Origin of the sequence: Listeria sp. SHR_NRA_18 (assembly GCF_003856515.1) — a bacterium.
GTDB classification, from domain to species: Bacteria; Bacillota; Bacilli; order Lactobacillales; family Listeriaceae; genus Listeria_A; species Listeria_A newyorkensis.
In genome coordinates this window covers 78,783-100,083 of the sequence record NZ_QPKR01000007.1, presented here as the reverse complement: position 1 = coordinate 100,083, position 21,301 = coordinate 78,783, and the positions used below count along the sequence as shown (strand labels likewise).

General features: G+C 42.8%; 23 protein-coding genes and 1 riboswitch. Of the genes, 11 read left to right on the top strand and 12 right to left on the bottom strand.

Annotated features, from left to right (window positions below; genetic code table 11):
• Positions 1-32 precede the first annotated feature (32 nt).
• Positions 33-1,412 (bottom strand): sugar porter family MFS transporter, encoded by a 1,380-nt coding sequence (locus DUK53_RS11580; protein ID WP_124892741.1) that lies wholly within the window; start codon positions 1,410-1,412, stop codon positions 33-35.
• Between the two features lie 128 nt (positions 1,413-1,540).
• Here DUK53_RS11580 and DUK53_RS11575 point away from each other — a divergent pair, with 128 nt between their 5' ends.
• The gene (locus DUK53_RS11575; protein ID WP_036090915.1) at positions 1,541-2,485 is read left to right on the top strand and encodes an AraC family transcriptional regulator; all 945 of its coding nucleotides are present in this window, start codon (positions 1,541-1,543) and stop codon (positions 2,483-2,485) included.
• 617 nt (positions 2,486-3,102) lie between these two features.
• Here DUK53_RS11575 and DUK53_RS11570 read toward each other — a convergent pair.
• Complete coding sequence (locus tag DUK53_RS11570; RefSeq protein WP_052165035.1) at positions 3,103-3,876, bottom strand: polysaccharide deacetylase family protein; 774 nt, start codon at positions 3,874-3,876, stop codon at positions 3,103-3,105.
• A 306-nt stretch (positions 3,877-4,182) separates the two neighbouring features.
• Here DUK53_RS11570 and DUK53_RS11565 point away from each other — a divergent pair, with 306 nt between their 5' ends.
• The gene (locus DUK53_RS11565; protein WP_036090918.1) at positions 4,183-4,983 is read left to right on the top strand and encodes a formate/nitrite transporter family protein; all 801 of its coding nucleotides are present in this window, start codon (positions 4,183-4,185) and stop codon (positions 4,981-4,983) included.
• 43 nt (positions 4,984-5,026) lie between these two features.
• Here the strand turns inward: DUK53_RS11565 and DUK53_RS11560 are convergent, their stop codons facing one another.
• Entirely contained in the window at positions 5,027-6,613 is a 1,587-nt protein-coding gene (locus tag DUK53_RS11560) for a leucine-rich repeat protein (RefSeq protein ID WP_036133037.1), read from the bottom strand.
• Between the two features lie 187 nt (positions 6,614-6,800).
• Here DUK53_RS11560 and DUK53_RS11555 point away from each other — a divergent pair, with 187 nt between their 5' ends.
• A complete protein-coding gene (locus DUK53_RS11555; RefSeq protein WP_036090922.1) occupies positions 6,801-7,313 on the top strand; it encodes a GyrI-like domain-containing protein in 513 nt (170 codons plus the stop codon).
• 125 nt (positions 7,314-7,438) lie between these two features.
• On the opposite strand, the gene metX is transcribed toward DUK53_RS11555, so the two are convergent.
• Positions 7,439-8,548, bottom strand: a complete 1,110-nt coding sequence (gene metX / locus DUK53_RS11550; RefSeq protein ID WP_036090925.1) for a homoserine O-acetyltransferase MetX — start codon at positions 8,546-8,548, stop codon at positions 7,439-7,441.
• A 111-nt stretch (positions 8,549-8,659) separates the two neighbouring features.
• Positions 8,660-8,760: riboswitch (SAM riboswitch) on the bottom strand.
• Between the two features lie 311 nt (positions 8,761-9,071).
• Here metX and DUK53_RS11545 point away from each other — a divergent pair.
• Positions 9,072-9,599: an HdeD family acid-resistance protein gene (locus tag DUK53_RS11545; protein ID WP_036090928.1), complete on the top strand. Its 528-nt coding sequence runs from the start codon at positions 9,072-9,074 to the stop codon at positions 9,597-9,599.
• A 64-nt stretch (positions 9,600-9,663) separates the two neighbouring features.
• On the opposite strand, the gene DUK53_RS11540 is transcribed toward DUK53_RS11545, so the two are convergent.
• The 3 genes from DUK53_RS11540 to DUK53_RS11530 all read right to left on the bottom strand — a co-directional run bounded on the left by DUK53_RS11540 (position 9,664) and on the right by DUK53_RS11530 (position 12,550).
• Positions 9,664-11,034, bottom strand: a complete 1,371-nt coding sequence (locus tag DUK53_RS11540) for an LPXTG cell wall anchor domain-containing protein (RefSeq protein ID WP_052165034.1) — start codon at positions 11,032-11,034, stop codon at positions 9,664-9,666.
• A gap of 162 nt (positions 11,035-11,196) precedes the next feature.
• A complete protein-coding gene (locus DUK53_RS11535; protein ID WP_052165033.1) occupies positions 11,197-11,922 on the bottom strand; it encodes a Crp/Fnr family transcriptional regulator in 726 nt (241 codons plus the stop codon).
• Positions 11,923-12,010: 88 nt separating this feature from the next.
• A complete protein-coding gene (locus DUK53_RS11530) occupies positions 12,011-12,550 on the bottom strand; it encodes a biotin transporter BioY (protein ID WP_036090930.1) in 540 nt (179 codons plus the stop codon).
• 180 nt (positions 12,551-12,730) lie between these two features.
• Here DUK53_RS11530 and DUK53_RS11525 point away from each other — a divergent pair, with 180 nt between their 5' ends.
• From DUK53_RS11525 to DUK53_RS11505, 5 genes are all read left to right on the top strand, one after another.
• On the top strand, positions 12,731-13,063 hold the full coding sequence (locus DUK53_RS11525; RefSeq protein WP_036059127.1) for a PadR family transcriptional regulator: 333 nt from the start codon (positions 12,731-12,733) through the stop codon (positions 13,061-13,063).
• The gene (locus DUK53_RS11520; protein WP_052165032.1) at positions 13,056-13,634 is read left to right on the top strand and encodes a DUF1700 domain-containing protein; all 579 of its coding nucleotides are present in this window, start codon (positions 13,056-13,058) and stop codon (positions 13,632-13,634) included. Before DUK53_RS11525 ends, DUK53_RS11520 begins: the two co-directional genes overlap by 8 nt.
• Positions 13,627-14,655, top strand: coding sequence for a DUF4097 family beta strand repeat-containing protein (locus tag DUK53_RS11515; protein ID WP_036090933.1), 1,029 nt, complete (start codon positions 13,627-13,629; stop codon positions 14,653-14,655). Before DUK53_RS11520 ends, DUK53_RS11515 begins: the two co-directional genes overlap by 8 nt.
• Positions 14,656-14,707: 52 nt before the next feature.
• Entirely contained in the window at positions 14,708-15,271 is a 564-nt protein-coding gene (locus DUK53_RS11510) for a hypothetical protein (RefSeq protein ID WP_052165031.1), read from the top strand.
• 70 nt (positions 15,272-15,341) lie between these two features.
• Positions 15,342-15,842, top strand: coding sequence for a GNAT family N-acetyltransferase (locus tag DUK53_RS11505; protein WP_036090936.1), 501 nt, complete (start codon positions 15,342-15,344; stop codon positions 15,840-15,842).
• Positions 15,843-15,895: 53 nt separating this feature from the next.
• Here the strand turns inward: DUK53_RS11505 and DUK53_RS11500 are convergent, their stop codons facing one another.
• The 5 genes from DUK53_RS11500 to DUK53_RS11480 all read right to left on the bottom strand — a co-directional run bounded on the left by DUK53_RS11500 (position 15,896) and on the right by DUK53_RS11480 (position 19,769).
• Positions 15,896-16,576: a cyclic nucleotide-binding domain-containing protein gene (locus DUK53_RS11500; RefSeq protein ID WP_036090939.1), complete on the bottom strand. Its 681-nt coding sequence runs from the start codon at positions 16,574-16,576 to the stop codon at positions 15,896-15,898.
• 137 nt (positions 16,577-16,713) lie between these two features.
• Positions 16,714-17,115, bottom strand: a complete 402-nt coding sequence (locus DUK53_RS11495) for a hypothetical protein (protein ID WP_036090942.1) — start codon at positions 17,113-17,115, stop codon at positions 16,714-16,716.
• Between the two features lie 78 nt (positions 17,116-17,193).
• Positions 17,194-17,544 carry a magnetosome magnetite crystal formation protein family gene (locus DUK53_RS11490; protein WP_036090945.1) on the bottom strand — a complete coding sequence of 117 codons (351 nt, stop codon included), beginning with the start codon at positions 17,542-17,544 and terminating at the stop codon, positions 17,194-17,196.
• A 172-nt stretch (positions 17,545-17,716) separates the two neighbouring features.
• The gene (locus tag DUK53_RS11485; RefSeq protein ID WP_036090948.1) at positions 17,717-19,057 is read right to left on the bottom strand and encodes an MATE family efflux transporter; all 1,341 of its coding nucleotides are present in this window, start codon (positions 19,055-19,057) and stop codon (positions 17,717-17,719) included.
• A 133-nt stretch (positions 19,058-19,190) separates the two neighbouring features.
• Positions 19,191-19,769: a TetR/AcrR family transcriptional regulator gene (locus DUK53_RS11480; RefSeq protein ID WP_036091647.1), complete on the bottom strand. Its 579-nt coding sequence runs from the start codon at positions 19,767-19,769 to the stop codon at positions 19,191-19,193.
• 169 nt (positions 19,770-19,938) lie between these two features.
• On the opposite strand from DUK53_RS11480, the gene DUK53_RS11475 reads away from it, so the two are divergent.
• Together DUK53_RS11475 and DUK53_RS11470 are read left to right on the top strand one after the other, a co-directional pair.
• On the top strand, positions 19,939-20,700 hold the full coding sequence (locus DUK53_RS11475; protein WP_036090949.1) for an SDR family oxidoreductase: 762 nt from the start codon (positions 19,939-19,941) through the stop codon (positions 20,698-20,700).
• Positions 20,701-20,827: 127 nt separating this feature from the next.
• The gene (locus DUK53_RS11470) at positions 20,828-21,295 is read left to right on the top strand and encodes a MarR family winged helix-turn-helix transcriptional regulator (RefSeq protein WP_036090952.1); all 468 of its coding nucleotides are present in this window, start codon (positions 20,828-20,830) and stop codon (positions 21,293-21,295) included.
• Positions 21,296-21,301: the final 6 nt, after the last annotated feature.

Below are 21,301 nucleotides of genomic sequence, written 5' to 3'. Positions count from 1 at the left end.
TCAGCATTACTCGATGCTCATTCAATCAAATCTTAAATCGCTTTCGCAACAGAAGCCCCGTTTTTATCATTCAACTTCTTCGTCTCATTTTTCACTAACGCTTCTTCAATTTCCTCTAGCGTATAACCTCTTGTCTCAAATACAAAGCTTTTAACAAAGAATACCGCAGCGACGCAAACCAGTCCGAAAATAATGAACAGCGTCACATTTCCAATCGTTTCTTCTAAAACCGGAAAACTAACCGAAACAGTCCAGTTAGCCACCCAGTTCACCAGCGACGCGATACCAACAGCTAAACCGCGAATTTGCAACGGGAAGATTTCGCCGATCATAACCCACATAACCGGTCCCCAAGTTGCGCAAAAACTAGAAATATAAGTAGCTAGGAAAATAAAGGTGAACAGATGGAATCCAGGTTTATCCGCTTCTAAATGGAACGCCGCAGATAAAGCAAAGAACGAAACGCCCATCGCCAAAGCCCCAACCATCAGCACTTTTCTCCGGTCAAACCGATCCATCAATGACACGGCTACGGCAGTTACAATAACATAGAAAATACCTAGAAAAATTTGCGTCTGAATCGCCGAAGTAGCGTCTGTCCCACCACTCATTAAAATACGCGGCGCATAATAAAAGACCGTATTACAACCCATCCACTGTTGCAAAATAGCTAAGCCAAAAGCCGCAATCACGGATGGACGTACCCATTTTGAAAACACATCTTTCAAACGACCTTTTTCAATATGACTCTGCTCCTCGATTTCAAGGATTTCCGCTTCCGCCTCTGACTTGCTACGAATGTTTAGCAAGATGGCTTCCGCTTCCGCACGTTTCCCGATTTTTACCAAATAACGCGGTGATTCTGGTAATAAAATGCCACCAATAAACAGAATAAGTGCAGGCACCGCAGCAAAACCTAACATCAATTCCCAACCAATCGGTGAATCCCGCCAAACATAATTCGCAATGTAAGCGAGCAACATCCCAATCATAATCATCAACTGATTCAAAGAAGATAAGCTTCCACGCTGATTCGCTGGTGCCAATTCGGCCAAGTACATCGGAACAAGCGCACTAGCTCCACCAACCGCAACACCTAAGAACATCCGCGAAATAATTAAGGCCGTCACATCAGGCGATAAGGCGCTACCCAAAGCTCCCACAAAGAAAATAAAAGCCGTCAAAATAACCATTTTCTTACGACCATATCGATCCGATAACGGTGAAATTAAGACCGCCCCGACAACCGCCCCAATCAAAATACAACTAACGACAAATCCAATCTCGCCATTACTTAATTGAAGCTCATCCTGAATAAAAATCTGCGCTCCAGCAATGACACCAGTATCATAACCAAATAATAGTCCACCTAAAGCACCGAAAAAGTAAATTAAATTTTTTGATAATCTCATAAATATCCCCCATTTTTAGTAGTATAAACAATGATTGCGCTATTCATTTCCTCCTTTGATGATATAAATTATATATTGCTTCCGCTTTCAATTTCGCTTATAGTAAGAATATTGAGGAGGGAAGGAACATGACCAATGAATTTGAGTTAATTGAACATAGTAAAGTACAAGACATTCATGTTTTTCTGATTGAGATGCATTATCGTAGCATGCACCTACATATGGATATCGAAGTCGTCTATTTGCTAAGTGGTTCGCTAAATATTGTGACAAATAACAAGAAAATTTCACTCGAAAAAGGCGATTTTATTGTCTTAAATTCCTGCCAATTACACGAATTAGATTCGAAAAATTCTGCATTGTTATTAATTTTTCAATTTTCGCCAAAGATTTTTGAAGCTTTTTTCCCGCAAATTAACGAGGTTTATTTCGACACAACGCCTATCACCTTAGAAGCTTCCGAAACGGGCCGGCGTCTGTTAGGAAATATAGTAGCCGCAAGTCAAGCCTATTTTAAAGAAGAAGCCTACTTTTCACTGCTGTGCCACGGCTTTTCCTCCATTATCATGTTTGATTTAATGAAACTCGTCCCGCACAAACAAATGAAAGAAGAAAAGAAAGATCAGCTACTATTAAAACTCGAAAGAATCAAAAGAATAAGCGATTACATTTCCAAACACTATCAAGAAAAGCTGTTACTTTCTGACATAGCAGAGAAAGAAGCGCTATCATTTACCTATTTATCGCACTTTTTCCACGAAAATTTTGGTGTAACGTTCCAAGAATACGTCAATCTTCTCCGATGTGAAAAAGCGAAATATTTATTAATCCATACAGAAAGCACACTCTTAACTATTTGCGGCATTTGCGGTTTTTCCGATTTGCGTTATCTCAATAGTTCCTTCCAGCGCTTTTATGGCGTAAGCCCGAAAACATTTCGAAAGCAGAACCAAGATTGCCCAAACCAAGTGAATACGCTAAAACAAGATGTGACAAATAAACAGTATATTTTCTCAAAAACGCAGAGCCTGGAGAAAATCACGCGGTTCTTCACGCCACCATTTCAGCAATAACTAAAACTACAATGTTGCGTTCAATTAAATAGCCGTTTTTCGCCATCATTTAAAGTTAGCGCTTACTTAACTACTATAAACTGTATTTTATCACTTTTATTTTTGGTTTTCCCACATGATTTTATTCTCATTAATAGACAATCTTGCTATTTTAGAGAATGTCCATAAATTAGTTAAAATCACAGCCCCCAAAAGCCCAGGATTAAGCTCCGTTTATTTTTTAATTAAATTCTAATCTAGATCACAGCTAAATCTCCCCGACGACCGTTATTATATAGTTATAAGCTAACAAATTAAATTTTTATTCTTTCCCCTGAGAATAAAATCCCAAACTCCCTTTTTGACCACCGCGGTTCCTCCCTTTCCGCGGTGGTTTTTTGTTGTGTATTTTTCACCAAATTTTGTTTAATTGTCTAATTTTAAAGGTCATGCTACACCTCAGCGAAGCGACAAATGCTTAGATTCTAGGCAAAAGCGAGTACCGAAGCGGAATGTACTAAGGTACATGAGCACCGGAACACAGCTTTTAACGACGGAGATGAGCGTTTGTCGCTTCGCTGAAAGACCAAACGCTCTTTTTGACCACAGTGGTTTTTTGTTGTGCTTTTATGCACTGATTACAAATCTGGATCCTTCCGAAAATTCAGATGAAAGTCATTATCCTCAAAATAAGGCATCAATTCAAAACCCTTTTCTCGAATTGCTTTTACTAAGCTGGGAATTGCTTTTAATGTATCTTCTGTTTCGTGTACCAAAATAACGGGGGAAATTTTATGGAATTTATCTAGTTGTTCCTTAATAGAGGTCACTATTTCTTGAGGTTTTCCTTTGTGTCGCCAATCTTCACTATCGATATTCCAATCAAGTAGGCGGTACTTTTTTTCCTGCGCATTTTTGATTTGCATCGCACTTAAATATGTACTGCCATAAGGTGCCCGAATTAGCTTTATTTGCTTACCTAGAAGGCTGTTAAGTAGTGTCGATTCTTGTTCCATTTCTGGGATGAACTGGCCATTTTTGTACAATTTTTTTGCGTCGTGCGTCATACTATGCATACCTATACTATTACCGGCTTGGGCGGCTTCTTTGACTGCCTGTTTGCGGTCTCCTGTAATATTATTGCCAACGAGGAAAAAAGTAGCCTTCACGTTTTCCTTTTTTAGTGCGGCTACAATCGCTGACATGTACTTTGTCGGGCCGTCATCAATGGTCAAATAAGCAATTTTGTGTTCACTGGCTTGTTTTGGCGCTTGTTGACGTGGTGGTTCTTGTTTACTCGTTTTTTTGTCTACTTTTGCTACATCCGCGGATTTCAGAAAGAAAGAAGCGCCAACGACTAAACAGGGAATGAGTAACAGAATCGATGCTATCACGATAAGTTTCTTTTTCATTTCATTACCTCCATCTGATTTATTAAATGATATCGTTCCATGCTACCAATAAAGTTTAAAGAAATTTATAAAGCTTCTCTAATATTCGCATAAGATAAAGGACGCGATGCACGCTTTCATGTTTAGCCAGCAAACACAATGGGAATGGTAGTCTAGATTCATAAAAATAAATCGGTTTCAGTAACTTTTCAGAAAAAGTGTGAAAATATTTCATTATCGTTAAAATGGTTATTTTCAAAGCGCTTATTTCGTGCTACAATAGTAAAGTTGTGGCGTTATGAAAACTGATTAATGGAGATGAAGAATTTGGACTCAGAAAATAGTACATTAATGCAGAAAATCGATTACAGTACGCGTAAGAAAATCGATCTTGTGCATCATAGTGTTGCCCGTTATATTTTCCGTGCTGTGCTAGCTTGTTTATTTTTAACATTAGGAACGGCGGTTGCGGTTATGATTGGCGACAAGGTGGATCATTTTGCACACGGACTTGGTAAAATCGTTTATGCATTCATGTTCAGCTGGTCACTTGTAATGATTATTTATATGAACGCCGAGCTCGGTACAAGTAATATGATGTACATGACAACAGGTGTCTACCAAAAAATCATTAAACCCGGTAAAGCTTTAGGTATTTTATTTTTTTGTATATTATGTAATTTAATCGGTGGTATTTTGGCTGGGTATTTGATGTCACTCACATCGGCATTCCACGCGTTACCAGCCGACCATTTCTTATTCACAGCCGTTACTGGCAAACTCGAAAAAGAACCATTACAAATTTTTATTGAAGCGATATTTGCGAATATTGTCGTGAACACGGCGGTTATTTGTACGATGCGGATGAAAGACGATGCAGGAAAAATCTTCGCGATGGTCTTCATTATCTTCATCTTTGCTTTCCTAGGTTTCGAGCACGTTATCGCTAACTTCTCGTCATTCTCACTGGCATTCTTTGCCTCAGGCGGTCACTTAGACGCGATGACATGGAGCAGCGTATCAACGAACCTCTCTCTAGCATTACTCGGAAACTATGTCGGCGGTGGTCTCGTTATCGGACTTGGCTATGCATGGCTCAATAAGACGAAATCGATTTATAAAGACTAAAAAATGCGCGGTCTAGGAGATTTTCCTAAACTGCGCATTTTTTCTATGGAGCGAGAACGAGTTCCCACTGGATTTCTGTGCTAAACTTGCCGACGAAGGCTTGCTGACTTGCGATGTTTAGCAAAATGCCGCGATCTTGTGCCCACTGAATTTCGGTCGCGTTATTTTTAGCCGTACTTTTATAGACGGGGAGGGCTTCGTTCGTTAGTGGTGTTTTGTTGCCAGTTTCATCGACGTAAACCAATGCGTTATCTAGCGTTCTTGCTGAGATAGGATCGGTTAAAGGTGCTTTGATTTTTGCATGAACCTCCCAGTCGCTTTTGTGGAACCGTTCGTCTAGGATTTGAATACCTGTGGAAGATGCTCGACGCTTCACTAAAAGATCCCGTTCGGAAATCGCAAAGTCTTCGAATGAAAAGATGGGATACACGGCGCCAAAACCAATCGTGCCTGCGAGGACGCTTACGATATGTTCCGCCGAGGTTGGCCAACTAGTCGGTGTCGCTTGATTATTAATAAAAAAGCGAGCGGTGATGGTTCCGGAATGTGTGGATAGTGCTTGTGGCGTCACTAATAATGATGGCGTTGTTGCGAGTAATGCGTTATCTTTGAACCACTGGAATGCGACATTTGTTGTTGGCGCAGTTTTAAAATCGAAGGCTGAAATGGTCAACGGATCGCCTTCCTTTATGGATTGTTCCGTGGAGCCCTTTGGAGAAGCGACAACGGTATTTGTGTGTAAACTAGTATCGCTAATATCATCAAAATTCATTTTATCAGAAACATGAATCAAAAGGTTAGAAATATTGGTGCTTCCAGTAGAAAAGGCAATATCTTGTTCGGCGTATGCTGTATTTTTAATCTCGACATATTCTAACCGTTCAGAATTAATCGCATTCAGAAAATTTCTAGGAGCGATTGAAATACCGTTTAGTTTTAGTACACGCAAATTTTTGAGGTCACCTAGTTGCATCCACGGAGAAACACTTGTTATATTAGGCAAATCTAGGGTATCAATATTTGTATTCTCGAGTGCGGTACTTGTGATTGCCCCCGACAAATTTGGTGCTTCAAAGATAGTTAATAATGTACAGCCAGAAAATCCCCAGTTATTCAAGCTTGTCAGGGTAGAACTTTTGAAAGAGGTGAGTGATAGACATTCTCGAAAAGCACCTGTATCCAGTGATGTGACGCTATTCAGTTCAACTTCTTCCAAACCGCTATACGCAAAAGCATACATCCCAATGGCTCTAATCGTTTTGTTCGTATCAATCAGTGTTTTCAAATGAGGGGCTTGATAAGCTAAAAAGCTGGGAACTTCTGTGGTACCATCTAATTCAAGTTCTTCCAAATCGTGAAAGGTATACACGCCTTGATTACCATACGTTGTCATGTCGCCGATAATCTTTAGCCGCTTAATTTTATTCCCTTGCAAGTCCATGTTTTTCAAGTAGTTCAGCACTTCATTTCCAGTTGCCGCGGAACCAGTGATTTGTAATACGACGTAATCAGGACTGGGAATGCTAGACGTAAAGGCTGGTGCACGTGTCTCTGCGGTTGCTGGTGTGCTTATCAGATGCGGCACTAAGAAGAAGCACAGTGCGACGAGTGTAAGTCCATATTTTTTCATAAGAATAGAGAATCCTCCTTGTATTTTTAATATATCTTTATGATAGCCTTAGTACAGGAGAAAATCTCTAACTTCTTTTTCTGATTTCGCGCATTTTGTGTGGTACAGGTTTTGAAAAGAAATCTGCTTCCAAAAGAGGTATACTGGAGTGGAGTAAAGGAAAACTGATTTTGAGAGGGGTAGAAATATGGACTATAAAATCGTGGAACAGGAAGGCTTTCAAGTCATTGGGGTCAAAAAAGTATTTTCATTTAACGCCGGGCAAAATTTAGTCGAGATTCCGAAGTTTTGGGAAGCAGTGTGGTCGGACGGGACAATGGAGCGTTTGGAGGCGTTGGGGAACGGTGCGGTTTCGCGTTATTTGGGGATTTGCAGCGTTTCTGAGGAGCAGGCGCCGAAACAGGAAATGGATTATTGGATTGCGGTGGAGAATGACGGAGAGCCACCTGCTGGCATGGAAAAATGGCAAGTTCCGAGTTTACAGTGGGCGGTGTTTCGTTCAGTGGGAGCGATGCCCGACGCGATTCAACAAACGTGGCAAAAAATCTATGCGGAGTGGTTGCCAAATAGTGACTATGAACATGGACCTGGGCCGGAGATAGAGGTTTATGGACCGGGTGATAATAAGGCGGACGATTATGAATGTGAAGTGTGGATACCAATCGTCAGCGTGTCGACAAACGCTCATTTTCGTCGTTAAAAGCTCCGTTCCAGTGCTCACATACCCTAGTATGCTCCGCGCTGGTACTCGCTTTTGCCTAGAAACTAAGCATTTGTCGACACGCTGAGGTTTTGCGGAAAATCATATGAGGCGATTTTCCGCACTTATTTTTTCAACTCAATTCGCGAATGCTGCGTCAAGAAAGTACTAATCAGCGGATGAAATTTCTCAACCTCGACCAAAAACGCATCATGCCCATAATCCGAATCTACTTCATAATATGTCACCGGCACATCCCATTCCTTCAAAAGCTCGTAATCCCGACGCAAATCATGAATCCGAAACAGCTGATCGCTCGTCACGCCAACCAACAAATACGGAATCTGAATCCCCGTAAAAAGCGGTTTTTCATCCCGACCATTCACCGTCACATCAAACAAATCAATCGCTTTCGTCAAATACAGGTAACTATTCGCATCAAACCGCTCCACAAACGAATCTCCCTGATATTGCAAATACGACTCGACTTGGAAATGCTCCTTCGAAAAAGCGCCAGGAGAAGAATCAGCCACTGTAAATCGCTCAAACCGCTTTGAAAACAGCTCACTCGTGCGATACGTCATCATCCCGACCATCCGCGCCGTAGCAAGACCACCCTCAGGCTGCCCAACATAATCCCCACCATTAAAATCAGGATCATTCAAAATCGCCATCCGCATAATCAGATTATACCCAATCGCCTCAGGACTTGCCGCTAATGGAGAAGCCAAATTAATCACACTCCCCGTTATTTCCGGATAATCAATCGCCCACTGCGTCGCCTGCATACCACCCATCGAACCACCAATCACCGACACCACATGCACCACGCCGAGCGCATCCAGTAGCGCTTTTTGCACCTTAATAATATCCTTAATCGTAAACCCTGGAAAATGCAATCGGTATTCCGCACCAGTCTGCGCATCCACCGAAGAAGGTCCGGTTGTCCCACTACACCCCCCAAAAACATTCGTACAAATAATAAAATAGTCAGCCGGATCAATCGTTTTTCCAGCTCCGATAAAATCATCCCACCAACCAGCCACGTCCTCCTCAAAATGCTTCGCCGCGTGCGCCGTCCCAGTCAAGGCGTGCTCCAACAAAATACAATTATCCTTCGCCAAAGCAAGCTCACCATACGTCTCAAAGCCAACCACAATCGGCCCAATCGTTTCCCCATTTTCAAGCTTCAACGGTGTATCCTTAAAAAGTTCCATCTGCCTAAGCGTTCCCATGCCATCACCTTTTCTCTCTTTAATAATAGTCCAAAATAAAACCTCCCCATCAAGGCGCCTAATAAGCGTCACGACGGAGAGGTTGAACAAACAACAAATCTACAATCCATTAGCTTATCTTCGCAAAAAAATTGCTGGAATTAGCACCGTGATCACAATGTCCGGTTGCTAAGGTTTCAAAGGGCCAGTCCCTCCACCTTTCTTGATAAGAAGCGTATTAAATTGGTTCTATCATACAATTAGTTGGGCACGTTTGTCAAGAGAAGTAGACAGATTTTTCTAAAGAATGGCACCCAAATCAAATTATGAACTTTTTCTACCTGTTTTTCCGAAAAAAGCGCTCCAATGGTTGTAAATAACAACAAAATAACGCTTGCACATGAGATAAATCAAGCGTTTGTGACTAAAGACAAAATCCATAAAATGTTATCCGATACAAAAAGTGTTTTAATTTAAAAAGATAGGGTAAAATAAGCAACAGAGCCTAAAAATTCTAATCATAAAAAAGGAAGTGTTACATATCATGAAAACATTCACACGTATATTGGTCTTATTAGCCGGTATCGCGATGATCTGTTTAGGAATCTGGTTTGTTTTCCATCCAGGTATTTCTTTACTATCATTCACTCTATTCATCGGAATCTTAATGCTAGTCGTTGGGGTATTCCAAATCATTCAATATTTCTCAAACCGCGGCGGGCAAAAAGTCTCCGGCTGGATTTTAGCGGAAGGAATCTTATCCGTCTTACTAGGAATCCTGCTACTTGCTGACCAATTAGAAGGAACAGTCACACTCGTTCTTGTCTTCGGCATGTGGGTTCTATTCGCAGGAATCATGCGTACAATCGGTGCTTTCGCTGCTAAAAATGAAGGCGTACAAGGCTGGGGTTGGATTTTAACACTTGGTATTCTAGGAATCATTCTTGGATTTATCTCGTTATTCAACCCAATCGTTGGCGCAATCGGTATCGTTATCCTCGTTGGAACATTCTTCATCGTTCAAGGAATTAACTGTATCGCAACATTCTTCTTTGTAGGTAAACTAAAATAATTAAAAATGAGACAAAAAAAGGCTAGAGATCTGAAGTTACAGATCTCTAGCCTTTTTGCTTATATTAGCCACGTTTTCTAAGAAGTGCTACAGCAAGTCCAGAAACAAGGAAGCCTGCGAATACCAAGCCAGCAGAACTATTGTCTCCTGTTTTTGGTAATTCTTTAAGCGTTGTTGTTTTTGTTGGTGCAGCAGGGGCTGCGGCTTTTTTCACTGCTTGAATGACAGCAGGTTTCACTGTATTTTCAACAGGGGCAGGGGAAACTGATAGAGCGGATTGTTTGAATGTGAATGAAGATTCATTACTATACTCGCCAGTTTCAAAATCGATGCTTGCAAGGAGAACTGTTTGTCCATTAACAAGAGGTGTATCTAATTTGATATGGAAGTTACCGTCAGCATCTGCATCTCCCATACCAAGGAGCTCTTCGCCGTCTTCTGAAACGATAAAGACAGTTGTATTTGGTTCAGCTTTACCGTAAACATCTGTAGCGGTCGTTTTTGCTACGTTTACAACAGGTGCATCGAAGAAATATGCATCCTCGCCAAGTACTTCATAAGAAAGAGTCACGCTAGAAGTATTACCGCTAGCATCTTCTGCAATGATAACAGTTGTATGTGGGCCTTCTGTTGATGTATCAAGGAACTCTTTACCGTTCTCAAAGTATACTTTAACGAAGCCAGAGTTATCTGTTGCATCAACCAATTCTTCAGCGTACCACTCTTCATCAATACCTACATAAAAATCATCTTCAAAAACGTCAATCACTGGTTTTGTTGTATCAACCACTGTGTAGTTTGCAACGATGTTTTCAGTCGTTGTGCCATTTGTAGCCGCAACTGTTACTGTTTGCGCGCCTAAGCGATTGACAGCTGGTGCTTTTACGAAAGATAGTGTCACGCCAGATGTTGCCGTTACGAATTTACTTGGATCTTTCACTGCAACATTGATTTCAGTGGTTACATTTGTTTTTGCCGTAGCAAGAGCAGCCGCTTTAACAGGTGCTTTCGCTGGTTCTGTTACTTTGTAGCTCACAACGAATTCTTGAGTTGTTGTGTCAGCTAGAGTTGCAACGATGGTTGTTGAGAATGTTCCAGCAACCGCTGTTTTTGGTTCTGTTCCTGCTTTAAAAGCAAGTGTTGTGCTTGCATCTGAAACAGTTACGAAATCGGCAGGCGTTGTCGTAGCATCTTTAACAAATGATACATCTGTTTTTGGGACGGCTGCTGACACAGCCGCTGCTTTTAGTTGCGCTTGTGGTGCTTCTTCTGTAGCTTCAGGTGCTGTTTCTGTAATCTCTTTAGCTTCTGGAGCTGGTGTTTCTGCGGTTACTGCTGGAACTTGTACTTCTTCCTCCGCGAATACTGGTGCTGCAAGTGAAAAAGTTAGTCCGCATGCGAGCAATCCGCAAGCTAATTTAGTTGGTTTTGACATTCAATTCTCTCCCTTTTATGTGTAATAAGGCTATTATACTAAAGTTTAGTCGAATCGTCACTAAAAATTTGCAACGATTCCCAAAAGAAAGCGCATTCCGTCAAAAATTTGTCACATGTGTGTAATAAAAAACCAGCGATAGAAATATCACTGGCATACTTTTTATTCTTTTGTTAAGGAATAAAGATCGGTATATTTCATGTCCAACATCTCTTTAACCGCTGCCATATCATGTATTTTCCATGGTTTTGGAGAGAGGGAAATGAGACCGTCTTGTTCTAATTTGCGTAGATTAGTGGCTACATAAGCGCGTGCCAAATTTAAATACTTCCCGATTACTTTTTGTGTAAAATAATACGGAATGAGATAAGAGCCATCAGGTTCAGCGCGACCGAAACGCTCGGCGACAATAACGAGACCGGCTAGAATTTTTTTGTCGGACGGTAGATTAGAAAGTGATTCGCGAACGAGAATCGGGTGTGTAAAATTAAGATAGAAGAAATACGCATACCAGAAGCTTTCTTGGCTAAAGGTGATTTTGTCGATAACGTATTGGCGCTCAAATCGGAGCAAGGTAACTTCACTAATAGCTGTGTAGGAAATGGGCGATACGGCGTTTTCTAGGACACTTAAAAATCCTAAAATATCGTCCGGACCGCAGAATGTCAGAATGGAATCATCCCGAACCGTTCCTTTTGACATCGCGACCATTCCTTTTTTGACAACGTAGAAGTGCCGATTGGCGGAGCCTTCTTCCATGATGACTTCATTTCTACGGTATGTAAGTTCCGTATAAGGTGGTGTGTCTTCGTTTGTTTTCATCAAGGTGGCAAGCATTTTGTCGGTATCGAAACTTTCTTTCAGATTGTTGTAATCGTATAGCGTCATATTATGTCCCCTTTTCATACAGATTGTCTTTTTTATTATATCGAAGGAAAGAGGGTTTGTATAACGTTTTCCCTTGAATTCGGAAAATTTAGATCAATTTCCCAGAGACAAGACGTTTGCGGATGCCGATTCCAGCGAGTGCCGCAAGTGTTGCTTTTAGAATGCCTGGGATGATGAATGGAACAGCACCAGCTGTGAAAGCTGTACTCCACGATAGGTCTCCGCTGATTTTTAACCAAATGACGCCGAAAAGTAGCGTGACAAATGAACCTAGGATATTGGCGAAAATAGCGTATGCCATGCCGAAATTTGTTTTTTCGATGATGTATCCTGTGATGTAGGCGTTGAATAGGAAACCGATGATGAAACCACCTGTTGGGCCGAAAATGATGCCGAGTCCAGCGGCCATGCCAGCGAAAACGGGAATACCAATGGCACCAAGGACGATGTAAACGGCGACGGAGATGGTTGCATTGCGGGCACCGAGAATGGTAGCGGCAAGGCCAACTGCGAAGGTTTGTCCTGTGAGTGGGATGGGGCCAATGGGGATTGTGATTTGGGCCAGAATAGCGATAATCACTGCGAATAGGGCGTTAATAATAAGTTGTTTTAATTTTTTATCTCTCATACATTTCTCCTTTGTTAACTTGATATGATATTAGGTTAACATCAAAATAATAAATTGGCAATACTATTTTTTTTCGTCACTACCTTGCATTAATTAGTAGTGCGTGATATAGTTATCTATAACAAGTAGTGATTATTGTTCAGTACTGGAATTTTGACAATAAGAAATGGAGGGTTCGGCATGGAAGTGAATGTGCAGTTTAAAAAAGGTGTGCTTGAGTTATGCTGCCTTTTCCTGATTCATAAGAAGGATCAATACGGTTATGAGCTGGCGCAACATGTTTCACAGTATGTGGAAGTTGCGGAGGGTGCGATTTATCCGGTATTGCGGCGCTTGGTAAAAGAGGGGTATTGCGACACGTATTTGAAGGAGTCGACGGAAGGCCCATCGCGGAAATATTATCAATTAACGGTTAAGGGTGAGATGTATATGACAGAATTAATGTTTGAATGGAAAGATTTTGTGGCGAATGTCAACAGATTATTTGTAGAAGGAGGAGAGCAAATTGGATAAAACACAATTTCTAGATGAGCTCGCGCTAAAATTGGCGGGATTGGATTCTGAGGAAAGACAGGAGATATTGGCGGATTACATGGAGCATTTTGCTGCGGGTGAAACGAGTGGGAAAACGGAACAGGAGATTGTTTTTGATCTCGGGAGTCCGGATGAAATTGCGCGTGATATTTTAGCGGGGCGCGGCGAGTCGTTGCCAGAGGAGCCGTATTATGTGCCGAGACCGAGCCAGCCGAAGAAACGGGGCGCGGGTTTTAAAACGGGCGTATTTTTAGCGATGTTGATTCCGAATTTGGTCGTTTACTCCTTACTGTTATCTTTTTGGGGTGTGGTCGCAGGATTTATTGGATCAACGGTGGGCTTTTTCTTAACGCCATTTGGTTTTATTTTGGACGCGGTATTGAATCAAGCGTTTGAATGGTATAAATTCTTTGGAACGATTGGTATTGTAGGGCTGGGCTTCATTTTCTTCGTCGTGACGATTTGGATGGCGAAAGCGATGATTATGGCTACGGTTGGTTATACGAAATTCAATATGCATTTGATGAAGGGAGAGAGCAAACATGTTTAAAAATAAAGTGAGATTGCTGATTATCGGTGCGGCTCTTCTAGTCGTTGGTGGTATTGGATTTGGACTGACTTTTGATAATAATAATGTGGATCGTGGCGAGTCTTACAATCGTGAGTGGCAGCTGGCGGACGGTGACATTTCGCAAATTAAATTGATGGGTGATCAGGATTTGCGCGTGAATGTGACGGAAAGTACGACTGGGAAAAGTTACGTGACGATGAGCGGGCATCTATCGCAAGAGGCGATTAATCGCTTGGATAAGAGCGTGAAGCCGAATCAGGATAATTTAACGATCGATGTGGAAAATGAGCAGGAATGGTTCGAGTTTTTGGAGTTCCAAATTTACGGGGAGCAGACGGTGACGGTTCACGTGGCTAAGGGCGCGAAGCTTGGCGAATTGGCGAGTGATATGAGTTCGAGTGACCTCGTAGTGCACAATGCGACGGCGAAAACGATTACGCTGAAAAATGGTTCTGGTGAAGTGGAAGCGTCGAATTTGACGGCGGACACAACGACGGTTACGAACAGTTCGGGAGATATCGACTTGAAAAACGTGACGTCGAATCTGGAGCTAAAGAATGGCTCTGGTGAGAGTTCTGTGCAAGGAATGACTGGCGATACGCTGAGCGCGACTTCGAGTTCTGGTGATATGGAGGTGAATCAGGTTACGGCGAAAACAACGATGCTGAAAAATGGTTCGGGTAGTATTGACGGGGAGCAAGTGAGCGGCGCGGTGACAGTGGATAATAATTCTGGTGATATCGAGTTGTCAGGGTTGGATAGCGCGGCGAATGTTACGAGTGGATCTGGCGAAGTAGACTTGACATTTAGCGATGTGACGAAAAATGTGACGGTGGATGCGAGTTCTGGTGACGTGAACATCGAAATTCCAGCAGCGTTTAACGGCTTCTTAGATCTGCGTAGCAATTCTGGGGATATTAAATCGCCGAACATTAAAACGAGCGGCAACAAAGTCATCAAGGTACGTACAGGATCTGGAAACATTAAAGTAGAGCAATAATTTGGAGGTGGGCTCTCGCGCTCACTTCTTTATTTTATGGGGGAAATGGCCGATGAAAGTATACGTGATTTTGACAAAAACAGAGACGATTCCAGGGCGTGCTATTCAAAAATATACGCGAAAACCGTTTAATCATGTGTCGATTAGTTTGACGGAGGATTTGACGAAGGTGTATAGTTTTGGTCGGATTGGGAAACGGAATCCGCTGAATGGTGGGTTTATTGAGGAAGATATGCGTAGTGGTGTCTTGGAAAATGCGGCGACGGCGATTCTTAGCTATGATATTACAGTGGAACAACGGACGCGTATTCAAAAGGAATTGGATTGGTTTTCGCTGACTGCGGAGAATTATCGCTACAATTTTTGGGGAATTTTAGGGTTGGTATTGCGTTTGAATTTGTCGGGGAAAAATGAGTTTTTCTGTTCACAGTTTGTGGGGCATATTTTGGAGCTTGGTGGGATATCGGTCGTAGGAAACCGCGTGCAGCATTTTTTACAGCCATGTGATTTTTTGTATGAGGGCGCGATGGAAGTGGTGTTTTGCGGGGCGATGTCGCGGTATTTGGAGCAGTTCGAAACGGAGAATCAGGAATTGGTGTCGTGTGCTTTGGCGTGACTAAAATGCCAATGAAAGGGTATACTAAGTGATAATGCTACATCTCAATGGATGAAAGGGGAAATCACAGATGACAGTTGAAATTCGAAAAGGAACGCTAGAAGATATTGAGGCAATCCAAGATATCGCGGTAAAATCTTGGCATGACACGTATGAGGATATTATTCCACGCGCTGTGCAAAATCGTTTTTTAGACATGTTTTATAATTTGGAAACGCTGAAAACGCGTGTTGGTGCGACGCCATTCGCGGTGTTGGAGCAGGACGGAAGTGTGATTGGTTTCGCTAATTTTATCGAGCTTGAGAAACGTAAGAGCGAACTCGCGGCTTTTTATTTGTTACCGGGTGTGCAGAATAAGGGATATGGGACGATGTTGCTTGACGAAGGTATCAAGTTGTTCGCGTTGCCATTGCCGTTATTTGTGAATGTAGAACAGGAAAATACGAATGCGATTGCGTTTTATAAGGCGCGCGGATTTGTGGATTGGGATAAATTTGAGGAGGACTTTTACGGACATAAGTTGGAGACGGTTCGCTTGCAGTTAATTCAACATGTGGAAGAAGAGGTTTAAGTCAGAAAAGCACCACTAAGATTAGATTTGGCGTCTAATCTTAGTGGTGCTTTTTATTGGAGATTATTTTCTGGGATATTTTTAGATTCTAGGATGGCGTTAAACGCTGTGACATTTGTTATCGTCCCATTTTTTTCGAGTAGCTGGTTCGCTTGCAATTGGTTCAAGATGTCGGTGGTGTAGTCCAGTGGCGTGAGAGCGTACTCGGCGATTTTTTGATGATCGGCAAAAGCAGGAAGTTGGATGGCGTTGGATGCAATTGGCGAACCTAGGCGCATCAAGTTGAGTAGGGTAAAGTAAATGCGTTCTTCGGGATGCATGCGGTCGAGCAGAAAATGGTTCTCAATATTTTTTCGAGATTTATCGGAATGCGTGGTGAAAAACGCCTGATCTGGATCTTTTTGACGCACCGTTTCATTGAAAAAAGAGGGATCTATTTTCCACCAAGTCACGTCTGTTAGTGCTTCACAAGCCATGATTTCTGGGGTTTCTTCGTCATCGGATGGTAGATAGGGAAAATCGCCTGCTTGTAAGATTATATGTAGGTATTCGTCTGTTCCAATATCGCGTAAACAGCTTAGAAAACCGCTTTCTATGAGATAGAGGTTATCGCCTAGATGGGATGCAGGAATGGTATCGCCTGTTTTTAATGCTTCCTGAACACAGTAATGATGGAAATCTGGGGCCATTTGTAGCAATGTGAGAATAGGTGGTGTCTCCTTATTTGTATGCATAGTAATTTTTTCCCTCCTGACATAATTATGAATAACAGTTTTATATACCCAAACATGTGGAAAGTTAATCTTCCTTTATTATACAAAAATAGCGATGAAAAATCGAATTTCATCGCTTGATGTGTTTTTGCAGAGAATTATGTGTTGTTTTTTGGAGCGGTTGCTGCTTTGCCACTTGCTTTTTGACCGCCGCGAATCGCGAAGAAAATCCAAGCTAGAATCGCGCATAAAACGCCGCCGAGAAGCGAAATCAAGATGACCATGATGGCGCTGATGAGCTGCAGAATACTTGTGATAATTACGGTAGCGATGACGCCAAACAGAAAGCCCCAGACGATGAAGCGTTTCGCCGTGGCATTTTTGCTGAAGCCGTAGAACATTTCGGCAATGGTTGTGCCGACGAGTATGAGTGGCGCGGCGAACAGAATCGCTGCAAACACGAGCTGATACGTTATTTCACCGTACATAATGGCTTCCATTCCAATGACGGAAAAGATGCCGAGTATAAATACAGTTAAGTAAGCAAAGATAAAACGCATGATGCATTCCCCCATTTCATCCCATATTATATCACAAAAGCTAGCCGGAATCTTCTTCCCAGCTAGCTTTTATACGAATTAATCGATGGAGTTAAAACGTGGATTATCTTCTTTTGCCGTTAGCGCTTGGATACCGCGGATAATGTTGAATAGGGCGAGTACGATGGTCATAAGGCCAACTGCAACGACTAGGCCAAGCCCGATAAAGCCGGTGACGTTCGAACTGTTGGTACTAAATCCGACAATTCCGACGCTGAGTGCGGTGATGATTCCTCCGATTGTTGGTAGTATATGTGTGAATAAAGCCACTTTTGCGTGATGTTTGGTATTTTCCGTGCCACTAAAAATCCAGATGGCAATCGGTACGATAAATGGTGCGAAAAATAGGCTGAAATAGCTGAGTGCGTTTAATATTTTTTGATCGTTCATAGTGATAACGTCCTTTCGTAACTTGATGTCTTTATTATACGATAGTTAGGGACGCATGAACCATTGAATTAGGTGACAATTTGCGGGATGGAACGTTACATTTTTGTAAGTAGTGTGCTCTTAAACTCGGCTTTACACCAATCGAGCGAACGCTTGTCGCCGATTATCAGGATTATAGAACTGACTTGAGCGACCATACCTTTGAGCGCCATCGGTAGACCATTAGTCCGCCGCGGATTCCTTCGTCGATGATGTAGGCGAGCCAGACGCCGACGAGTCCCATTCCTGCGGTGATTCCGAGGATGTAGGAGAACGGGAGGCTGACTATCCACATCACGATGATGCCGACAATGAATGGGAATCGGACGTCACCTGTCGAGTTGAGACTGCTGATGATAATGATGTTGGTGGAGCGCGCGATTTCTAGGAAGATGGATAGGAAAAATAGTTGTTTTGTCATCGCGATGATTTCTTCGTTGGATGTGAAGAGATGCATGATTGGTTCTGAAAAGAAATAGATGAGAATGCTTAGAAAAACGGCGATTGCGAGTCCGATTTTCCAGCTTCGCAAGCCTTGCTTGTAGGCGCGGTCTACTTCTTTTGCTCCGACTGCGCGTCCGATGATGATTTGGGATGCCTGGCCGATCGAGATGGCGAACAGGGCAACGAATTGGCTAACCGTTGAGGCGTACACTTTGGTCGTCAGGGCATCGGTACCCATGAGGGCGATGATGGCGGTGACGACAAGCTGGGAACCTGCGTAGGACATATTTTCGCCAGCGGAAGGTAGGCCGAGTCGCAAAATGGAATACATGGTCCGCCGTGATAGTTCTTTGAATTTATGCCATTTGAAGCGGTATTCGACGTGGCGATGCAGGAGCCAAATGGATAGGAAAACGGCGATAAAGTTGCCGAAAACCGTGGCTAGTGCTACGCCGGTAACGCCTAAATCTAAATAGGAAAGCGGTCCGTAAAGAACGAGAAAGTTCCCAATAACCGTGATGATTCCAGCAACAACGGGAATGTACATGGCTTGGCGAACATAGCCGTGTGTCCGCAGAATGGGCATGATTGCGTACGGAATCGCAGTCAGGATGGAAACGCCACCGATGATTTCGAGAAACGGTGTGCCGATTTCGACTAGGTGTGGGTCAAGCCCCATCCACGTTAGGAAGTGCGCGGATAATAGAAGGAAAACAAGGCTGACAATCGCGCCAATCACGACAGAAAACACGATGCCGTTTGTGATGACTTGTTCGATGAGCCGGTGTTTCTTAGCGCCGATCATTTGTGCAACGAGAATTTGTACGCCGACACTGATGAAGGCGAACATGATGACGGAGAGTACGAGAATCTGGTTCGCGACACCTGTTGCTGCCACGGCGTCATCGGAATAATGCCCCAACATAAAGACGGTGACGTAGCTAATCATGACCCGCAAAAATTGCTCAATAAAGATGGGCCAAGCGAGGGAGAATAGACTTAATTTTGATGCGGATTGACTTTTATCCATGCGACCTGCTCCTTTCGATGAACCTAGGCGTTAAGTGAATTTTATCACGCTCACAACAATATCTCCTTATTATAAGGCAGGTCATGCTTAAAGTATAGACTAATCGGCAAATGATAACGAACTGTAACAATTACTAAGTAGTAAAGGAAGTGTCAGGATGAACGATTTGGAGCAGCTGTTCGGACATGTAGACGGGTGTGTATTCAAAGTCGGATTGCGCCCAGTAAACGATTAGACCAAAAATGGCATGGGCTTGATAGCTCGCGTGGAGTTCTGGATTGGCGTTTGACTGTTTTAAAACGGTTGCAAAATCGCGAAGGGCAATGCGTTTTATTGCGTCACATAGCTGATTTTGAAAACCTGGTCGGAATTTGTCATCGATGGCTTGTTTGTAGAATAGTTTGTGCGCATAGACATGATCGAAAATCTTGACCATCGCTGGTGTCATTCTTTTTACGGAAAATGGCGTCATTTTTTCATAGGGATTGCGGTAGGCGACTTCGAGGTCAGCGAGCACGTCCGCGATAACTTCATCGAGCAAGTCTTCTTTTTCTTGGTAGTGTTTGTAGAAGGTTCCGCGGTTGACGTCGGCGTACGTGACGATATCGGTGACGGTGATTTTCTTGAATGGCTTCTCGTCTAGAAGTGTCAGCAGAGCTTTCGCGAAGGCGGCTTTCGTTTTTCGGATGCGGCGGTCTGGTTTTTCGGTCATTTTTTCACGTCCTTTTTCATCGTTAGTATACATATACCGCAAAAGTGTCGCCAAAGCAACAAAAACCGCTTTCATTACCTATTGAAGTTGGGTGCTGAACAGGGCTATACTGAATGCATGGAGTTGTTTTTGAAACTCTGGCGCAATTTAAATTCGAGGAGGAATAATCATGGGTAAATTAACTGGAAAAGTAGCCGTCGTCACTGGTGCGGCATCAGGAATGGGTCGCGAAATTGCGTTGCTGTATGCAAAAGAGGGCGCGAAAGTAGTCGTTGCGGATATTCAATTAGAGGCAGCGGAGAAAACGGTGACGGAGATCAAAGCTAGCAATGGGGAAGCTTTGGCGGTTGTTGCTAATGTAATGAAGGAAGACGACGTGCAAGCGATGATTGATAAAGCGGTCGAGGCTTACGGCACGCTTGATATACTTGTAAATAATGCGGGAATCATGGATAATTTTGTTCCGGCTGGAGAAATAACGGATGACCTTTGGGATCGTGTATTTGCGATTAATACAACAGGTGTGATGCGCGCTACGAGAAAAGCGTTGTCGATTTTTGAACCGAAAGAAAGTGGTGTGATTGTGAATATTGCATCGGCGGGCGGTTTATTCGGCTCACGTGCAGGCGCGGCTTACACGGCTTCGAAACATGCAGTTGTTGGCTTTACGAAAAATGTTGGCTTCCAATACGCAACCAAGAATATTCGTTGTAACGCGATTGCACCTGGTGCGGTGGAGACGAATATCGGGACTACGCTTTATGCGCCGGATGCGTTTGGCCAAGCGCGCGCAACAATTGGTATGGGAACGAATCCACGTGTTGGGCAAGCTTCCGAAATCGCAAAAGTCGCGTTATTCTTAGCATCGGATGATTCTAGCTTCGTCAATGGTACAGTTGTGACGGCTGATGCTGGTTGGACGGCGTATTAATATATCGAACGAAGAGTGGCTCCTAGCTTCATTGCTGGGAGTTTTTTCGTGATGGTTTATGCTTGACTTTCTACATAAGAGTAATATACTTAGTTAAGTAAACTAAATAAAAAGGGGATGCAAGAGAGTGCAGAATTCGGAGGAAGATTTAGGCCAATCCGTTGTGAAAGCTTTTATGAATTTCAAGCGGGCTGAACTGCAAAATTTTAAGGTTGCTGGTTTGAAACGGTCCGAAACACGATTCTTGTTTATGTTACACCAAGGTTTACGACACGCAGATCATGAACAAGGCATGAAAGTATCGGATGCAACCGCGATTCTCAGGGTATCAAAACCGAGTGTGACGCAGCAAATCAATGCGTTAGAGGAGAAGAAGCTAATCATTCGAAGCCAGGATCCAGTGGACAAACGAGCGGCATATATTCAGCTCACGGAAAAAGGCAAGAAGGTAGTAGAAGAAATTATTTCAACTTTTCACAAGAATTTTGAGGATATGACCTTGTTTTTGGGTAAAGAAGAAATGGAGAGATTAATTTCACTACTGGATAAACTAACGGAGTATCTCAACAAAAAAGCTGAGAACGAGGAGGTATAAGCAACG

Coding starts and splice junctions, on each gene's coding strand:
- DUK53_RS11500 (WP_036090939.1), bottom strand. CDS start 16,576: ATGCATACAAATAAGGAGACACCACCTATTCTCACATTGCTACAAATG.
- DUK53_RS11515 (WP_036090933.1), top strand. CDS start 13,627: ATGTTTAAAAATAAAGTGAGATTGCTGATTATCGGTGCGGCTCTTCTA.
- DUK53_RS11530 (WP_036090930.1), bottom strand. CDS start 12,550: ATGAGAGATAAAAAATTAAAACAACTTATTATTAACGCCCTATTCGCA.
- DUK53_RS11475 (WP_036090949.1), top strand. CDS start 19,939: ATGGGTAAATTAACTGGAAAAGTAGCCGTCGTCACTGGTGCGGCATCA.
- DUK53_RS11570 (WP_052165035.1), bottom strand. CDS start 3,876: ATGAAAAAGAAACTTATCGTGATAGCATCGATTCTGTTACTCATTCCC.
- DUK53_RS11535 (WP_052165033.1), bottom strand. CDS start 11,922: ATGACGCTATACGATTACAACAATCTGAAAGAAAGTTTCGATACCGAC.
- DUK53_RS11560 (WP_036133037.1), bottom strand. CDS start 6,613: ATGAAAAAATATGGACTTACACTCGTCGCACTGTGCTTCTTCTTAGTG.
- DUK53_RS11480 (WP_036091647.1), bottom strand. CDS start 19,769: ATGACCGAAAAACCAGACCGCCGCATCCGAAAAACGAAAGCCGCCTTC.
- metX (WP_036090925.1), bottom strand. CDS start 8,548: ATGGGAACGCTTAGGCAGATGGAACTTTTTAAGGATACACCGTTGAAG.
- DUK53_RS11525 (WP_036059127.1), top strand. CDS start 12,731: ATGGAAGTGAATGTGCAGTTTAAAAAAGGTGTGCTTGAGTTATGCTGC.
- DUK53_RS11485 (WP_036090948.1), bottom strand. CDS start 19,057: ATGGATAAAAGTCAATCCGCATCAAAATTAAGTCTATTCTCCCTCGCT.
- DUK53_RS11580 (WP_124892741.1), bottom strand. CDS start 1,412: ATGAGATTATCAAAAAATTTAATTTACTTTTTCGGTGCTTTAGGTGGA.
- DUK53_RS11540 (WP_052165034.1), bottom strand. CDS start 11,034: ATGTCAAAACCAACTAAATTAGCTTGCGGATTGCTCGCATGCGGACTA.
- DUK53_RS11510 (WP_052165031.1), top strand. CDS start 14,708: ATGAAAGTATACGTGATTTTGACAAAAACAGAGACGATTCCAGGGCGT.
- DUK53_RS11495 (WP_036090942.1), bottom strand. CDS start 17,115: ATGCGTTTTATCTTTGCTTACTTAACTGTATTTATACTCGGCATCTTT.
- DUK53_RS11545 (WP_036090928.1), top strand. CDS start 9,072: ATGAAAACATTCACACGTATATTGGTCTTATTAGCCGGTATCGCGATG.
- DUK53_RS11490 (WP_036090945.1), bottom strand. CDS start 17,544: ATGAACGATCAAAAAATATTAAACGCACTCAGCTATTTCAGCCTATTT.
- DUK53_RS11575 (WP_036090915.1), top strand. CDS start 1,541: ATGACCAATGAATTTGAGTTAATTGAACATAGTAAAGTACAAGACATT.
- DUK53_RS11505 (WP_036090936.1), top strand. CDS start 15,342: ATGACAGTTGAAATTCGAAAAGGAACGCTAGAAGATATTGAGGCAATC.
- DUK53_RS11555 (WP_036090922.1), top strand. CDS start 6,801: ATGGACTATAAAATCGTGGAACAGGAAGGCTTTCAAGTCATTGGGGTC.